We start from the raw sequence: 16,454 nt of genomic DNA, 5'->3' as shown, positions 1-16,454 counted from the left end.
GGACCCCGGATGCCGCTACATCCGTGAAAAGCCCTGCTCAGGAGGTCATTCTTCGCTAGCAACCGGACGACACCGGTCTAGCCTCGCGGTGGATCGAGGCTTAGTCGCGCGACCCGGCGCGATCCCCCGGGCAAATTGGACCCCGAGTTGGACCCTGTGGCCCCTGCCGAACCACTCCAGAAACGCGATAACCCGAGGAATTGCAGGGCTTTCGTGCATCGGGGAGACAGGATTCAAACCTGCGACCGCCCGGCCCCCAGCCGGCGCGCCACGCCCCTCAGCACGCCAACCCGTCAGACGACGGCCCCCCTGATACGACTACGCCCCAGTGCTCCACGCCCACCACGCCACGCACGCCGACGCGCTGGTCGCCACCCTGGGCGCCCTGCTCGCCGACGCCCCGCCCGGGGACCCGTTCGCGCCGGAGCTGGTCTCGGTCCCGACCCGCGGGGTGGAGCGGTGGTTGACGCAGACGCTGAGCGCGCACCTCGGGGCGACGACGCAAGATGGGATCGTCGCCAACATCGACTTCCCCTCCCCGCGGGAGCTGGTCACGCAGGCGATCGGCGAGGCCACGGGCATTGATCCGGACGACGATCCGTGGCGCAGGGAGCGGACGGTCTGGCCGCTGCTGCAGCTGGTCGACGAGCACCTGCACGAGCCGTGGCTGCGCACGCTGGCCGACCACCTGAAGGACAGCGGGGTCGAGGAGGAGCAGCCGCGCCGGCTCGTCGCCGTGCGGCACCTCGCGCAGCTGTTCGACCGCTACGCCCTGCACCGTCCCAGGATGCTCGCGCGCTGGGCCGACGGCGAGGACGTCGACGGCCGGGGCGGGCAGCTCGCCCCGCACCTGGCCTGGCAGGCCGAGCTGTGGCGCCGCCTCGCCGCGCGGATCGACGCGCCCGATCCCGCCACCCGGCTGCGAACGGCCGCGGAGAGGATCGAGCACGGGGCCGACTCGACCCTCCCGCACCGCCTGAGCCTCTTCGGCCTCACCCGGCTGCCGCAGGCGCACCTGCAGATCCTCCGGGCGCTCGCGCGCACGCGCGAGGTGCACCTGTTCCTCCTGCACCCCTCCCCCGCGCTGTGGCAGGCGGGCGGCGACACGATCCCGACGAACCGCCTGCTCGCCTCCTGGGGCCGCGACGCGCGCGAACTGCAGACCGTCCTCGGCGACGAGATCGAGGACCACCCGACGCACGAGGAGCACCCGCCGCCCCGCACGCTCCTGCAGCAGCTCCAGCACGACGTGCGCCACGACCGCGCGCCGACGGCCACAAACCACGAGGACACGAGCGTCCGGATCCACAGCTGCCACGGCCGCGCCCGCCAGGTCGAGGTCCTCAAGGACCAGATCCTCCACGCGCTCGCAGAGGACCCAACGCTCGAGCCCCGCGACGTCATCGTCATGTGCCCGGACATCGAGGCGTTCGCGCCGCTGATCCACGCCACGTTCGCAGGAGGCAGCAGCGATGACCCGGAGACCGAGAACGACCCCACGCGGCTCCAGGTGCGCCTCGCCGACCGCGCACTCAGACAGACCAACCCCGTCCTCGGCACGCTCGGCCGCCTGCTCGAGCTCGTCGACCGCCGGCTCACGGCCACGGAGGTCCTCGACCTCGCCGACCGCGAGCCGGTCAGACGACGGTTCCGCTTCACCGACGACGACCTCACCCGCTTGACCGACTGGACGCAGCAGACCGGCGTGCGCTGGGGCCTCGACGCGCCGCACCGCGCGCCGTTCAAGCTGCAGAAGCTCGAGAGCAACACGTGGCGCACCGGGCTCGACCGCGTGCTGCTCGGCATCACGATGACCGAGGACGAGCAGCCGCTCGTGCACGACACGCTCCCGCTCGACGACGTCGAGTCCGGCGCCATCGACCTCGCCGGGCGCTTCGCCGAGCTCGTCGACCGGCTGCACTCCGTCATCACCACGCTGCAGCAGCCGCACACGCTCACCGCGTACACGGAACACCTGCGGCACGCCGCCGACCTGCTCACCGACACCACCCCCAGGGACGCCTGGCAGCGCGACGCCGCCGACCGGCTGCTCGCCACCATCGCCGCCGACGCCGCCGGCAGCACCGCGCCGCTGCATGTCGCCGAGCTGCGCGACCTGCTCGACGAGCACCTCCGCGGCCGCCCCACGCGCGCGAACTTCCGCACCGGCGCGCTGACGTTCTGCACGCTGCAGCCGATGCGGTCGATCCCCCACCGGGTCGTCTGCCTGCTCGGCCTCGACGACACCGTCTTCCCGCGTAAGGCCCCCCGCGACGGCGACGACCTCATCGTCCAGGACCACCAGCCCGGCGACCACGACGGCCGCTCCGAGGACCGCCAGATGCTCCTCGACGCGCTGCTCGCCGCCGGCGACCGGCTGATCATCACCTACACCGGCAACGACGAGCGCACCAACGCGCAGAAGCCGCCGGCCGTCCCGGTCGCCGAGCTGCTCGACGTCATCGCGCGCACCGCGCCCGACGCCCGGCCGGTCGTCGAGCACCCGCTGCAGCCGTTCGACCCGCGCAACTTCCAGAGCCGGGACGGCGCCACCCCGCTGAGCTTCGACACCACCACGCTGCAGGGCGCCCGCGCGCTCACCGGCACGCGCACGCAGCGCCCCCCGTTCCTCACCGACCGCCTGCCCGCCCCGACCTCCGCGATCGTCGAGCTCGACGACCTCATCCGCTTCGTCGAGCACCCCGCCCGCGCGTTCCTGCGGCAGCGGCTCGGCGTGCGGCTGACCGAGAACGACGACGAGGTGCAGGACGCCCTGCCCGTCGACCTCGACGGCCTGCAGCAGTGGGCGATCGGGGACCGCATGCTGCGCGCCCGGCTGCAGGGCCGCAGCGCGCAGGAGACCCGCGCGGCCGAGCTCGCCCGCGGCGCGCTCCCGCCCGGGCACCTCGCCGACCCGATCCTGCGGCCGATCGAGCGCAAGGTCGGCGCCGTGTACGCCGCCGCGCGCGAGCAGCTCGGCGACCCGCGCCCGCCCGCGACGAGCCTCGACGCCCGCATCACGCTCGCCGACGGCCGCGTGCTCAGCGGCACCGTCCCCTACCTGCACGGCGACCAGCTGCAGGTCGTCCTCTACTCCCGCGTCGGGCCCAAGCACCGGCTCGCCAACTGGGTCCGCCTGCTCGTGCTCACGGTCGCCCACCCCGACCGGCACCTCGACGCCATCGTGATCGGCCGCGCGCGCAGCGGCGTCCGACGGGCGGACGCGACGATCGCGCGGCTCCCCGAGCTCGCCTACGACGACGCGCGCACGCACCTGCACGACCTCGTCGACCTCTACGACCGCGGCCGCCGCGAGCCGCCGCCGCTGGCGACCGCGACCTCGCACGCCCACGCGGAGGCCGCCGCGCAGGGCCGCAACGCCGACCACGCCGCGAGCAAGGCGTGGGAGTCGGACTTCAAGTTCCCCAAGGAGGACGCCGAGCCCGAGCACCGGCTGCTCCTCGGCGGCGTCCTGAGCTTCGCGGAGCTGCTCGAGCGCCGCCCCGAGTTCCCGACGTGGGCACAGCGACTCTGGGCGCCTCTCCTCGACCACGAACAGGTCCAGGACCGCTGACGTGATGCACTAGCATCAGATGCATGCGCACCACACTCGACATCGACGACGACGTCCTCCTCGCCGCGAAGGAGCGTGCCCGGCGCGACGGCACCACCGCCGGCCGTGTGCTCTCGGAGCTCGCACGCCAGTCCCTCACGTCCGGCGTCCCCGCGTCCGACGTCGGCCCCGCCACGCTCGGCTTCCGTCCCCTGCCCCCGCGTGGCGCGCCCGTCACCAACGCGCTGATCGACCGCCTCCGCGAGGACGACGACGAGTGAGCCGCGCGCTCCTCGACATCAACGTCCTGCTCGCGCTGCTGGACAGCGATCACATCGATCACCGCCGCGCGCACGAGTGGCTCGCGGAGAACGGTCCCAGCGGGTGGGCGTCCTGCGCCATCACCGAGAATGGCTTCGTCCGCATCATCAGCCAGCCGCGGTACCCGAGTCCGGTCTCCCCGACGGTCGCCGTCGAGGTGCTGGCCGCAGCCTGCGCCGCCGGTCATCACGCCCGTTGGCCGTGCGACGTCAGCATCCTCGACGAGACGATCATCGACCGGACCCGGGTCCACGGACCACGACAGGTCACGGTTGCCTACCTGCTCGCCCTCGCGACACACCACCAGGGTCGGTTCGTGACCTTCGATCACGGGGTCGTGCTCTCAGCCGTCCGCAACGCGACGGACGAGCACCTCGTCGTCATCTGAGGACGCAGTGACCCACGAGCCGACCCCGTTCAACCTCACCGGTCCGCTGCCGCGCGGCGTCGCGATCCTCGAGGCCAGCGCCGGCACCGGGAAGACGTTCACGATCGCCGCGCTCGCCGTCCGCTACGTCGCCGCCGGGCATCCGCTCGAGGACCTGCTGATCGTCACGTTCACGCGCATGGCCACCGGCGAGCTGCGCGAGCGCGTCCGCGACCGGCTCGTCTCCGCCGAGCGGATCCTCGACGAGCACCTCACCCACGGCACCGAGCCCCCGCAGGACGACGAGATCGCGATGCTGCTGATCATCGGGGCGACGAAGGAGGAGATCGCCACGGCCCGCGACCGGCTCCGCACCGCGGTCGCGGACTTCGACGCGGCGACGATCACCACCACGCACGGGTTCTGCCTCGAGGCCCTCGGCAGCCTCGGCTTCACCGGGGACGTCGCGCCCGACACGACGTTCGTCGAGGACGTCGGCGACCTGATCGACGAGGTCGTCGACGACCTCTACGTGCGCCGCTTCCACTGGGACCCCAACCGCGCGCTCGGCCCGCAGGAGGCCCGCGCGATCACCACCGCGGCGATCGCCAACCCCGCCGACGCGCTCGAGCCCCGCAACGCCCGGCCCGACACGTACGCCGCCATGCGCGTGCGGCTCGCGCAGGCCGCCCGCCAGGAGCTCGAGCGCCGCAAGCGGCTGGGCTCGGTCATGACCTACGACGACCTCCTCACCCGCCTGGACGCGACGCTGCGCGACCCCGACAGCGGCGAGACCGTCGCCCAGCGGCTGCGCGACCGCTACAAGGTCGTGCTCGTCGACGAGTTCCAGGACACCGACCCCGTGCAGTGGTCGATCATGCACCGGGCGTTCGACCACGAGGACGGCACCCTCGTCCTCATCGGCGACCCCAAGCAGGCGATCTACGCGTTCCGCGGCGCCGACGTCTACGCGTACCTCAACGCCGCGCGCACCGCGACGAACCGGCAGACGCTCGGCACGAACTACCGCTCCGACCAGCAGCTGATCTCCGCCTACGACCAGCTGTTCCAGGGCTCCCAGCTCGGCCACCCCGACATCGTCTACCGCGACGTCGAGGCGGTCGAGGCCAACCGCGGCTCGCGGCTGCGCGGCGCCCCGGTCGGGGAGGCGCTGCGGCTGCGCGTCGTCGACCGTCGCAGCGGCGTCGTGCCGCTCACTCCCAAGGGCTTCGCGAGCGTCGCGGGCACCCGCGCGCACATCGCCCACGACGTCGCCGGCCAGGTCGTGGAGCTGCTCGAGAGTGGCGCGGAGATCGAGACCCGCGCGCCCGACGGCAGCCCCACCGGCACGCGCACCGTGCGCCCCGGCGACCTCGCCGTGCTCGTGCGCCGCAACCGCGACGCCGCCGCCATCCGCGCCCAGCTCGACGCGCGCGGCGTGCCCGCCGTGCTCGCCGGGGCCGGGAGCGTGTTCGACGCCGACGCCTCCCGCGACTGGCTGCGCCTGCTCGAGGCGCTCGAGCGTCCCTCCTCCAGTCCCCGCGCCCGCGCGGTCGCGCTCACCGTCTTCCTCGGCTGGCCCGCCGACCGCATCGCCGGCGCCACCGACGAGGACTGGGAGACCGTCCACCGCCGCCTGCACGCGTGGGCGCACGTGCTGCGCGAGCGCGGCGTCGCGTCGCTCGTGGAGACGATCACCACGCAGGAGCGGCTCCCCGAGCGGATGCTCGCCGTCACCGACGGCGAACGGGCGCTCACCGACCTGCGCCACGTCGGCCAGCTGCTGCACCGGGCCTCCACCGACGAGCACCTCGGCATCGCCGCGCTCACCGCGTGGCTGCGCAAGCGCATCGCCGAGGCCGCCCGCGACGCCGACGAGGAGCGCTCCCGGCGGCTGGAGTCCGACGCCGCCGCCGTGCAGGTCCTCACGATCCACCGCTCCAAGGGCCTCGAGTTCCCGATCGTCTTCTACCCCGACCTGTGGGAGCCCTCGTGGATCAGCCGCGAGGCCGAACCGGTCTTCTTCCACGACCCCGACAACCACGACCGGCGCACGATCGACGTCGGCCTGGACGGCAGCTCCTACGCGGCGCACCGCCGCCAGCACGAGCGCGAGACGCGCGGCGAGGACCTGCGGCTCGCGTACGTGGCGCTCACCCGCGCCCAGCACCAGGCGGTCGTCTGGTGGGCGGGCTCGTGGGCCTCCCAGGACGCGCCGCTGTCACGGCTGCTGTTCTCGCGCGACCCGGGCGGCGCGATCGCGCCCGCCGGGCAGGGCGTGCCGTCCGACGAGGACGTGCTGCAACGTCTCGCCGACCTCGCGGCCGGCTGCCCCGGCTGCGTGTCGGTCGAGACCTCGACGGTCAGCGCGCCCGCCCGCTGGGGCGCGGAGACCGTCGAGCACGGGGAGCTCGCCGCCGCCCGCTTCGAGCGCGGCATCGACCGCACCTGGCGGCGCACCTCCTACTCGAACATCACCGCCGCGACCTCCCACGGGGACGCCGGTGCCGGCGGCCCGGCCGCGGCGGCCAGCGAGCCCGAGGCCGACGGCGCGCTGCTCACCGACGAGCCCGCCGAGACCCACGACCTGCCCGCCGTGGCCGCGGTCCCGCTCGCCGACATGCCCGGTGGCGTGCACGTCGGCACGCTCGTCCACGACCTGCTCGAGCGCACCGACTTCACCGCCGACCCGCTGCCCGACGAGCTGCGCGCCCGGCTCGCCGAGGCGCAGGCGCGCCGCGCGGTCGACGTCGGCCCGCCGGACGTGTTCGTCGACGGCCTCGCCACCGCCCTGCGCACCCCGTTCGACGGCGTCACGCTCACCGCGATCGCGCGCCACGACCGCCTCGACGAGCTCGAGTTCGAGATGCCGCTCGTCGGCGGCGCGACGCCCACGGGCGTCCTCACCCCCGGGGCGATCGGCCGCGTGCTGCGCGAGCACCTCCCCGCCGACGACCCGCTGCGCGCCTACGCGGAGCGGCTGGCCGACCCGGACCTGCGCGCCGCGCTGCGCGGGTACCTGACCGGCTCGATCGACCTCGTCTTCCGGCTGCCCGGCCCGCGGCCCCGCTACGGGATCGCCGACTACAAGACCAACCGGCTCGCCGCGTTCGACGCCGACGCGCTGCGCGAGGAGATGTACGCGTCGCACTACGCGCTGCAGGGCCTGCTCTACACCGTCGCGCTGCACCGCTACCTGCGCTGGCGCGTGCCCGACCACGACCCGGCCACCGACCTCGCAGGCGTCCACTACCTGTTCCTTCGCGGCATGACCGGGGAGCCCGGCGCCGGCGTCTTCTCCTGGCACCCGCCCGGCGACCTCGTCGTCGCGCTCAGCGACGTGCTCGACCGGGGGGCGTCGTCGTGACCGCGTTCGCACAGGACCCCTTCGACGCCCGCGTCGCGCACGCCGCCCCGGACGGGCCGCTGCGCGCGTTCAACGAGGCGGGCGTGCTCGCCGCCGCCGACGTGCACGTCGCCCGCCGCCTCGCCGCGCTCGCGGCCGCCGACGACCCCGGCGTGCTGCTCGCCGTCGCGCTCGCCGTCCGCGCCCCCCGGCTCGGGCACGTCTTCGTCGACCTCGCCACCATCGCCCAGCGCGCGACCACCGAGGGCGAGGAGGCCGTCGACCTGTCCGCGCTGCCGTGGCCCGCCGTGCCGGCGTGGCTCGACGCGCTCGGCGCCTGCCCGGCCCTCGTCGCCGTCGGGGAGGACGCGGGCGAGCGACTGCCCCTGCGGCTCGTCGGCACGCACCTCTACCTCGACCGCTACTGGCGCGAGGAGCAGCGCATCGCCGCCGACCTGCGCGGCTTCGCCGCACGCGAGCCGGAGCTCGTCAACGCGGCGCTGCTGGACGACGGGCTCGACCGGCTGCGCTGGCCCGACGAGCCCGCCGACAGCGCCCAGGTGCGCGCCGCGCGCACCGCCGTACACCGGCGCTTCACCGTCGTGGCGGGCGGCCCGGGGACCGGCAAGACCACCACGGTCGCGCGGATCGTCGCGCTCCTGCACGAGCAGGCCGCCGACGGGCGACCGCCGCTGATCGCGCTCGCCGCGCCCACCGGCAAGGCCGCCGCGCGACTGGAGGAGTCGCTGCACGAGCAGGCCCCCGACCTGGACACCGAGGCCCGCGACGCGCTCCTCGCCACCAGCGCGACGACGCTGCACCGCCTGCTCGGCTGGCGGCCCGACAGCCACAGCCGCTTCCGCCACCACCGCGGCAACCGGCTCCCACACGACGTCGTGATCGTCGACGAGACCTCGATGGTCTCGCTCTCGCTCATGGGCCGGCTCGTCGAGGCCGTCCGTCCCGACGCCCGGCTGATCCTCGTCGGCGACCCCGACCAGCTCACCTCCGTGGAGGCCGGCGCCGTCCTGGGCGACGTCGTCGGTCCCGCCGCCGAGGACCCCGGCGCACCACCGGTCGACGGGGCGCTGCGAGACGCGGTCGTCGTGCTCGACACCACCCACCGGTTCGGCGGCGCGATCGCCGACCTCGCCGCCGCGATCCGCAGCGGCGACCCCGACGCCGTGCTCGCCCGGCTCGCCGAGCCCGCCGACCCCGGCGTCCGCTGGATCCCGCTCGACGCGCAGGCCGGCCCGGACCCGGACCCGCTGCTCGCGCCCGTGCGCGACGCCGCCGTCGCCGCCGGGCGCGCCGTCCTCGACGCCGCCCGCGCCGGCGACCCGCGCGGGGCGCTGGCCGCGCTCGGCTCCTTCCGCGTCCTGACCGCGCACCGTCGCGGCCCGTACGGCGCGACGCCGTGGATGTGGACCATCGAGCGCTGGCTCACCGACGCACTCGACGGGTTCGACCCGCGCGCCGGGGAGTGGTACGTCGGCCGGCCGCTGCTCGTCACCGAGAACGACCACTCGCTGCGCCTCTACAACGGGGACACCGGCGTCGTCATCGCCGGGGCGCAGGACCGCGTCACCGCCGCGTTCGAGCGCCGCGGCGAGGCGCTCGAGTTCAGCCCGACGCGCCTGAGCGCGATCGACACCGTGTACGCGATGACGATCCACAAGGCGCAGGGCTCGCAGTTCGACACCGCGGCCGTGCTGCTCCCCGGCACCGACTCGCCGATCCTCACGCGCGAGCTGCTCTACACCGGCGTCACGCGCGCCTCGCAGCAGCTCGTCGTCGTCGGCACCGAGGAGGCCGTGCGCGGCGCGGTGAGCCGCCCGGCCGCGCGCGCCAGCGCGCTGCGCGAGCGGCTCTGGGAATGACGGGACCCGCGCGCCCCAGGCCCTCCTCAGCGCAGGATCGTGCGGCCCATCAGCAGGCCCTGCAGCTGCGGCAGCGTGAAGCCCGCGATCACGAAGTCCTTGTAGCGCGTGTGCACGCTCGCCACCGACGCCTGGGCCAGCAGTCCGAGGGATGACTTGCGCCCGTCGCAGACGAGGTCCTCGACGAAGCAGACGTCCCACTTGTAGGGGATCTGCCGCGGCAGCCGCCGGTCGCCGAGGATGCCGCTGCCGCTGCGGTCCGCGTCGGTGTCGCTGGGACGGAACGGGTTCGGCGTCACCGTGTACTCCGAGCGGCCGGCCGAGTAGGTGTCGGCGAACAGCGTCACCGCGCGGACGCGCCGCAGTGCCGGGACCGACAGGCCGCGCAGCGTCTCGCTCGCGACCCCGGCGCCCTGCGAGTAGCCGACGACGCCGATGCGCGTGCGCGGGCACTGCTTCACCCGCTTGGAGATCATCGCGTTCAGCAGGATCTTCCCGAACTCCATCGAGCGCTGGAAGCGCGACGGGTCGGAGATGATCGTCTCGACCGACGCCGCCTCGTAGGGGACGTTCAGCGCCCGGACCGAGCGGCCCTTGCGGCGGATCTGGGCGACCGCGCGCTCCACCGTCCGCCCGACGGTGGTGGACATGCCGTAGGGCCCGGCGATCGGCTCGCCGGAGCCGCGCACCCCGTACAGCGTCACCGCCGTGCAGCGTCCCTGGGCGGGCGCCGACGGCGCCGAGCGGCCGCAGGACGGGGCGCCCCGCAGGCGCCCGTCGGTGTAGGTCTTCAGCAGCTGGTCGGGCACGTAGTAGCGGCCGACCTTCGACCACACCGTCGACCCGAACGCCGACTGGCCGGTCGTCTGGCAGCTGATCTTCACCCACTGCCCCTTGCGGACGTGGTTCGTCTTCGCGCGCGGCTCGAGCTTCGGCTGCGAGCGGCCGTCGATGTCCGCCTTCGCGAGGTAGCGGTTGGACGCCTTCCACGACTCGAGCTTCGTGACGTTCTTCGCCTCGGCGGGCGCGGACGCCAGCAGCGGGAGCAGGAGGGCCGCGCAGGTCGCGGCGAGGGTTCGCGTCCGGGTCATGGGCGCCTCCTACCCCCGTGCTCGCGACCGTAGGCGCAGATCTCACCGTGGCCTCATGGAGGGACGGGCGCGGGCGGTCCGCTACGCGGCAGCTCACCGCAATGGTGCGCCGGCGCGCACTCGGCGCTGCACGGCAACCTGCGCGCGCGGCCGGGTCCGCCCGGCACCATGTCGCGTCGCATGCTGCGTCCTGCCGCCATCCTCCCGGCCGCCCTGGCGGTCCTGGCCCCTCGCCGCGCCCGCCGCCGCCACCACCGGCGGGGCCGTCGCACCACGGCAGGCGAGCGCCCCCGCGCCGCAGGCGCCCACGCCGCTCACCCCCGGACCGGCCACGACGACGACCGCGCCGTCGCTCGCGCTGCGCGCCGCCCCCGCCGGCCGGCTGCTCGCCCGCCTCGCGCGCGGCACGCGCGTGACCGTCGAGTGCCAGCGCAACGGGCCGCTCGCCACCACCGCCGCCGGCGCCACCCGCGTGTGGGCGCGCGTGCGCACCGCGACCGGCCGGCGCGGCTACGTCTCCGACGGCTACCTCGCCACCCGCACGAGCGCGCTCGTCGCCCCGTACTGCGGCATCGGCGCCGCCGGACCCGACCCGGCCGTCGCCGGACAGGGACGCTGCGGGCCCGTCTCCCCCTTCGCGCTGATCCCGCCGTTCGCCGACGCGCGCCAGTTCGTCACCGCCGTCGCCCCCGCCGCCCAGGCCTCGCGCGACACGTACGGCGTGCCACCGTCGGTGACGCTCGCCCAGGCCGTGCTGGAGACCGGCGGCGGCAAGGTCGCCGCGCTGGCCAACAACTTCTTCGGGATGAAGGCCCAGAGCGTCGCGGCGAGCACGTGGCGCTGGGAGGACCTCGCCGGCGGCTGCGTCTTCAAGAAGACCTGGGAGGTCCGCGCCGGACGCAGCGCCACCGAGATCGCCGCCTTCCGCGCCTACCCGACGCTCGAGGCCTCCGTGCTCGACCACGGCCGCCGGCTCGCGACGAACCCCGCCTACGCCGCGGCGTTCCAGCACGCCGACGACCCCGTCCGGTTCCTGCGCGAGATCGCGCGCCGCTACGCGACCGACCCCGCGTACGCGGACAAGCTGCTGGACCTCCGCCGCCGCTACGCGCTGGCGCAGTACGACTGACGCGCCGCGGGCGCGCGGCCCCGGCTCAGCCGTGCAGCAGCTCGAGCAGCGAGTCCGCGTGCTTCTCGACGAAGCTCGGCCCGATGCCCTTGATCGCCAGCAGCTCGTGCTCGGTGCTCGGCCGCCTGCGCACGATCTCGCGCAGCGTCGCGTCGTTGGCCACCGTGTAGGCGGGCTTGCCGTTCGCGCGCGACCGGCGCCACGCCTTCAGCGGCTCGAGGTCGCGATCCGCCACCGGCGGACCGTCGTCGGCCGCGGTCGCGCCGCCCCCGGAGCGGGAGCGCGACCGCGACGCGCTCACCCGGATCTCCGGCAGCCAGTCCACCGGGTCGTGCACGTCGCAGCATCGGCCGACCGGCGCGCCCTCCTCCGGGTCGCCGAAGTGGTCCAGCAGCTGGCGGCGGCGGCACGCGCCGTCCCCGCCGTTGGCGTACGCCTCGATCGAGCGGTACGCCTCCCAGCGACGGTTCGTCGCGGCCCGGCACAGCTGCGCGACCTCGCGATGGTCGAGCTCGCCGGACAGCAGCTCCACCCGCAGCCGCCCGCCCGCCCCCGGGGACAGGCGCAGCGCGCCCGCGCGCTCGGCGACCGCGAGCGCCACCCGGTCGCGGTCGGCGCGCGCGTCCTCCTCGACGACGCCGTCCGGCCCGGCCTGCGCCCGCAGGCGGCCGACCAGCGCACCGACCTGCTCGACCTTCACCTCGGCCTCGTTGATGAACCGCACGAGCCGCCCGAGGTCCGACCGCGACGCCAGCAGCACCGCGCGGGCCAGCTGCCCGTCACGGCCGCCACGGCCCGCCTCCTGGTAGTAGGCCTCCAGGGAGGACGGCAGCGCCCAGTGCCAGACGCTGCGCACGTCGGCCTTGTCGACGCCCATGCCGAACGCGTTCGTCGCGACGACGACGTCGACCTCACCGCGCATGAACGCGTCCTGCGCGGCGGCGCGCGTGTCGGCGTTCATGCCCGCGTGGTACGCGGCGACCCGCAGCGCGCTCGACGCGAGCAGGTCCGCGATCTCCTCCGTGCTCTTGCGCGTGCCGCAGTACACGACCGCGGGCCGGTTCTCCTCCATCGACACGCCCGCGACGAGCGTCGCCCGCTTGCGCGCGACGCTGCCCTCGCCGTCGAACGGGAGCACGTCGAACGACAGGTTCGGCCGGTCGAAGCCGGACCGCACGCGCTCCGGGTCGCGCAGCGCCAGGCGCACCGCGATCTCGTCGGCGACCTTCGGCGTCGCGGTCGCCGTGCACGCCATCACCGGCGGGTGGCCGAGCTCGGCGATCACCCCGGCGAGGCGCAGGTAGTCGGGACGGAAGTCGTGGCCCCACTCGCTGACGCAGTGCGCCTCGTCGACGACGAACAGGGCGATCGCGCGCGTGCGCAGCGCGGCCCGGAACGCGCCCGAGGCGAACCGCTCCGGCGCGGCGAAGACGACCTTGGCGCTGCCGTCGCGGATGCCGTCGAGCGCCGCGCGGTTGGCGGAGCCGTCGCCGCCGGAGGCGAGCATCACCGCCGGGTGACCGAGGTCGGTCAGTCGCGCGCACTGGTCGCGCATCAGCGCGATCAGCGGCGACACCACCACGGTGAGGTCCGGCCCGGCGAGCGCCGGCAGCTGGTAGCAGAGCGACTTGCCGCCGCCGGTCGGCATCACCACGAGCGCGTCGCGCCCCTGCAGCGCGGCCAGCACCGCCTCCCGCTGCCCGGGACGGAACTGCGACAGGCCCAGCAGCCCGAGCAGCGAGTCCGGATCGACGTCCGCCAGCGAGGTGCGGTCGGGCGCCGGACCGGCCGGGACGGGCGCCGCGTACGGCTCCGCCGCGAACACCGGCGCGCCCTCGCCCGCCGCGGGGCCCGCCTCCTCCATCGAGGCCAGGTAGGCGAGGTAGTCGTCCTCGTCGGCCGCGGTCGGCCCCGCGGGCTCGACGTCCGCGACCGGGGCCGGAGCCGCCGTGCGTGGGGCGGGCGCCGGGGCGGGCTCCTCCTCCAGCGCGAACAGCGCCGGGACGTTGGCGTCCTTCACCCGCTGCGCCGCGAGCTTCGCCAGCGGCGTCAGCGCGTCCCGCTCGGCCTTCGTGAACGTGCTCCAGCGGCCCCGGATCCCGTCGAGCGTCGCCGACGCCCCCGGCGCGGCGGGATCGGCGAAGACGGAGGCCAGCTGGGTCAGCGCGTCGTGCACCCCTCAGACCGTAGCGACGGGTCCCGACCGTCCGGCACGTCCCGTGCAGATCTCACCGCTCTCTGCGCGGATTCTCGCCAGGCCTGTAACACCCTCCGGCGTTGCCCGGCTTCGAACCGTGCGCGCAGAAGTTCCGGATCCGCTCGCAGTTCCGCACCCGGTAGCCGTGCTGCAGCCGGATCCGCAGCGTGTCGAACCCCGGCCCGCAGTCGATCGTGCCGCGCCCGTAGTACGCCCACACCAGGTCCGCGCCGCTGCCGCCACGCACCGTGTTGTGCCCGTGCGAGGTGTACAGCCAGTCGTCACCCGGGCCGCCGTCCAGCACGTCGCGCTGGCGGGTCGTGTTGCCCTCCGGATCCCAGTCGCCCCAGAGCACGTCGCGCCCGGCACCGCCCTGGATGCGGTCGTCGCCGTGGTGGCCGAGCAGCTCGTCGTTGGCCGGCCCGCCACTGAACCGCCGGCCGGACGCCGACTTCACCTGCCAGAACACGCCGGTGATCGCGGGCCACCCGACGTGCGAGACCTTCTCCCCGCCGCCCGGCACGCGCCGACCACCGCCGTCCTGGCAGGTGTCGTCCGGGTGGGACTGCTCGCAGAGCACCGCGGGGTCCGCCGACGGCTCGGCGTGCGAGACGGTCCCCGGCGCGGCGAGGGCGAGCGGCACGAGAAGGATCAGCAGACGGGAGCGCACGCCCCGATCATCGGCAGCCGCACGGTCCGGCCTGAGGCGCCGGGCGCTCAGGCGCGCGCGGCGTTCCCGGCGATCCCGTCGACCATCACCGGCCACAGCGGCTCGGGCAGGTCGTGGCCCATCGCGTCGAGCAGCAGCAGGTTGGCACCGGGGATCGCCCTGCGGGTCGCGAGACCGCCCGACGGCCGGATCAGCGGGTCGGCGGCGCCGTGGATGACGAGCGTGGGCGCGCGGATCGTGCGCAGCGCCGCCGTCCGGTCACCGTCGGAGACGATCGCGGCCAGCTGGCGCGCGAAGCCCGCCGGGGTGATCCCGCGGTCCCAGGTGCGCTCCAGCAGGTCGCGGCGCACCGCCTCGCTCTTCGTCAGCGTCGGGGAGCCGAGCACGCGCGCCGCCCGCAGGCCCTTCTCGACGTAGTCCTCGCGCGTGGCGGCGGGCGGGCTGACGAGGAACCGCAGCGCCTTGAGCGTCGGCCGGCCCACCCGGCGGCTGCCGGTCGTCGACATGATCGACGTGAGGCTCAGCACCCGTCCCGGCTGGGCCGCGGCCATCGTCTGGGCGATCATCCCGCCCATCGACGCGCCCACCACGTGCGCCCGCTCGATCCCCAGCGCCGACAGCAGCCCGAACGCGTCCGCCCCCATGTCCGCGAGCGTGTACGCGGGCGCGGCGACGCGGCCGGTGAAGAGCTCACGACGCGACGGCGCGCCGAGATGGTCGAGGTGCGTGGAGCGCCCGGAGTCCCGGTTGTCGAACCGCACGACGTGCAGGCCGCGCGCCGCGAGCCGCTCGCAGAACCCGTCCGGCCACGCGATCATCTGGAACCCCAGGCCCATGACGAGCAGCAGCGCCGGATCGGCCGGATCGCCGAAGGACTGGTGGCACAGCTCGACGTCCCCGACGCGGGTGATCTGCTCCTCGTTCATGGCCGCCACGCTAGCGCGCTGGAGTTCTCCACCACCCGCCCGCCCGCGCCGCTGCGGGACCGTCGGGCGGCGGGGATAGCGTCGGGGCGTGACCTCGATCCCCGCGCCGTTCTCCACGTTCGACCTCACCGGCCGCACCGCGGTCATCACCGGCGGCAGCCGCGGCCTCGGCCGCGAGACGACCCTCGCGTTCGCGCGCGCCGGCGCGGACGTGCTGATCTCCTCGCGCCGCGTCGAGTCCTGCGAGGCGCTCGCCCGCGAGGTGCGGGAGACGACCGGCCGCCGCGCCGTCGTGCACGCCGCGCACGCCGGGAAGTGGGACGAGATCGACGGCCTCGCCGCCGCCGCGTACGAAGCGTTCGACCGCGTCGACGTGCTCGTCAACAACGCCGGCATGTCCCCGTTCTACGAGACCCCGTCGACCGTCACCGAGGAGCTGTGGCGCAAGGTCGTCGACGTGAACCTCACCGGGCCGTTCCGCCTGTCCGCGCTCATCGGGGAGCGGATGGTCGCCGACGGGGGCGGGTCGATCATCAACGTGTCCTCCGCGGCGGCGAACGCCCCGCACGGCGGCGTCATTCCCTACGCGGCCGCGAAGGCCGGCCTCAACGCGATGACCCAGGCCTACGCGCGCGCCTTCGGGCCGACCGTGCGCGTGAACGCCGTGCTGCCCGGCGCGTTCCTCACCGACATCTCCAAGGCGTGGGACATGGAGGAGTTCGAGCGCCACGCGGCCGGGTTCGCGCTGCGCCGCGGCGGCGAGGCGCACGAGATCGTCGGCACGATGCTCTACCTCGCCTCCGACGCCTCCTCGTACACGACCGGTGCGCTGCTCGCCGTCGACGGCGGCTACGTGCTGCCCGGCGACGCGGGCTGAGGGGGCGAGGAGCGGGCGCCGGGCTGTCCATCTCCGGCCCCCAGAGGGGCGGCAGATGGACGGCCACAGACGTGCGGGCCGGCCCGGGCGGCACCGC

Annotated in this window: 11 protein-coding genes; 7 read left to right on the top strand and 4 right to left on the bottom strand. The window is 75.0% G+C overall.

What is annotated here, in order from left to right; all coding sequences use genetic code 11:
- Positions 1–328: 328 nt before the first annotated feature.
- The 5 genes from recC to recD are packed head-to-tail and all read left to right on the top strand — an operon-like array spanning position 329 to position 9,467.
- Positions 329–3,574 carry an exodeoxyribonuclease V subunit gamma gene (gene recC / locus GKE82_RS19500; RefSeq protein ID WP_154734465.1) on the top strand — a complete coding sequence of 1,082 codons (3,246 nt, stop codon included), beginning with the start codon at positions 329–331 and terminating at the stop codon, positions 3,572–3,574.
- 23 nt (positions 3,575–3,597) lie between these two features.
- Positions 3,598–3,834: an antitoxin gene (locus GKE82_RS19495; RefSeq protein WP_107568697.1), complete on the top strand. Its 237-nt coding sequence runs from the start codon at positions 3,598–3,600 to the stop codon at positions 3,832–3,834.
- Positions 3,831–4,262: a TA system VapC family ribonuclease toxin gene (locus GKE82_RS19490; RefSeq protein ID WP_309233715.1), complete on the top strand. Its 432-nt coding sequence runs from the start codon at positions 3,831–3,833 to the stop codon at positions 4,260–4,262. The genes GKE82_RS19495 and GKE82_RS19490 overlap by 4 nt, the downstream gene beginning before the upstream one ends.
- A gap of 7 nt (positions 4,263–4,269) precedes the next feature.
- Positions 4,270–7,608 carry a UvrD-helicase domain-containing protein gene (locus GKE82_RS19485; protein WP_309233714.1) on the top strand — a complete coding sequence of 1,113 codons (3,339 nt, stop codon included), beginning with the start codon at positions 4,270–4,272 and terminating at the stop codon, positions 7,606–7,608.
- A complete protein-coding gene (gene recD / locus GKE82_RS19480) occupies positions 7,605–9,467 on the top strand; it encodes an exodeoxyribonuclease V subunit alpha (protein ID WP_309233713.1) in 1,863 nt (620 codons plus the stop codon). The genes GKE82_RS19485 and recD overlap by 4 nt, the downstream gene beginning before the upstream one ends.
- 26 nt (positions 9,468–9,493) lie before the next feature.
- Here recD and GKE82_RS19475 read toward each other — a convergent pair whose 3' ends face one another.
- A complete protein-coding gene (locus tag GKE82_RS19475; protein ID WP_154734464.1) occupies positions 9,494–10,558 on the bottom strand; it encodes a cutinase family protein in 1,065 nt (354 codons plus the stop codon).
- Positions 10,559–10,613: 55 nt separating this feature from the next.
- On the opposite strand from GKE82_RS19475, the gene GKE82_RS19470 reads away from it, so the two are divergent.
- Complete coding sequence (locus GKE82_RS19470) at positions 10,614–11,687, top strand: glucosaminidase domain-containing protein (RefSeq protein WP_196189338.1); 1,074 nt, start codon at positions 10,614–10,616, stop codon at positions 11,685–11,687.
- A 25-nt stretch (positions 11,688–11,712) separates the two neighbouring features.
- Here GKE82_RS19470 and GKE82_RS19465 read toward each other — a convergent pair whose 3' ends face one another.
- Genes GKE82_RS19465 through GKE82_RS19455 form a run of 3 tightly spaced genes read right to left on the bottom strand, consistent with a single transcriptional unit; the run spans position 11,713 to position 15,480 of the window.
- Entirely contained in the window at positions 11,713–13,863 is a 2,151-nt protein-coding gene (locus GKE82_RS19465) for an ATP-dependent DNA helicase RecQ (RefSeq protein WP_309233712.1), read from the bottom strand.
- Positions 13,864–13,915: 52 nt separating this feature from the next.
- On the bottom strand, positions 13,916–14,554 hold the full coding sequence (locus GKE82_RS30070) for a calcium-binding protein (protein ID WP_154734462.1): 639 nt from the start codon (positions 14,552–14,554) through the stop codon (positions 13,916–13,918).
- A gap of 47 nt (positions 14,555–14,601) precedes the next feature.
- The gene (locus GKE82_RS19455; protein ID WP_107568690.1) at positions 14,602–15,480 is read right to left on the bottom strand and encodes an alpha/beta fold hydrolase; all 879 of its coding nucleotides are present in this window, start codon (positions 15,478–15,480) and stop codon (positions 14,602–14,604) included.
- Between the two features lie 88 nt (positions 15,481–15,568).
- Between GKE82_RS19455 and GKE82_RS19450 the strand changes: the two genes are divergently transcribed.
- Positions 15,569–16,357 carry an SDR family oxidoreductase gene (locus GKE82_RS19450; protein WP_309233711.1) on the top strand — a complete coding sequence of 263 codons (789 nt, stop codon included), beginning with the start codon at positions 15,569–15,571 and terminating at the stop codon, positions 16,355–16,357.
- Positions 16,358–16,454 lie beyond the last annotated feature (97 nt).

This window comes from Conexibacter sp. W3-3-2 (assembly GCF_009707605.1).
Classification (GTDB): Bacteria; Actinomycetota; Thermoleophilia; order Solirubrobacterales; family Solirubrobacteraceae; genus Paraconexibacter; species Paraconexibacter algicola.
The sequence above is the reverse complement of the archived record's forward strand: the minus strand, read 5'-3'. Positions and strand labels throughout refer to the sequence as shown.

Bases quoted from the DNA above. Each gene is read 5' to 3' on its own strand.
- GKE82_RS19495 (WP_107568697.1), top strand. From the start codon at position 3,598: ATGCGCACCACACTCGACATCGACGACGACGTCCTCCTCGCCGCGAAG.
- GKE82_RS19475 (WP_154734464.1), bottom strand. From the start codon at position 10,558: ATGACCCGGACGCGAACCCTCGCCGCGACCTGCGCGGCCCTCCTGCTC.
- GKE82_RS19470 (WP_196189338.1), top strand. From the start codon at position 10,614: ATGGAGGGACGGGCGCGGGCGGTCCGCTACGCGGCAGCTCACCGCAAT.
- GKE82_RS19455 (WP_107568690.1), bottom strand. From the start codon at position 15,480: ATGAACGAGGAGCAGATCACCCGCGTCGGGGACGTCGAGCTGTGCCAC.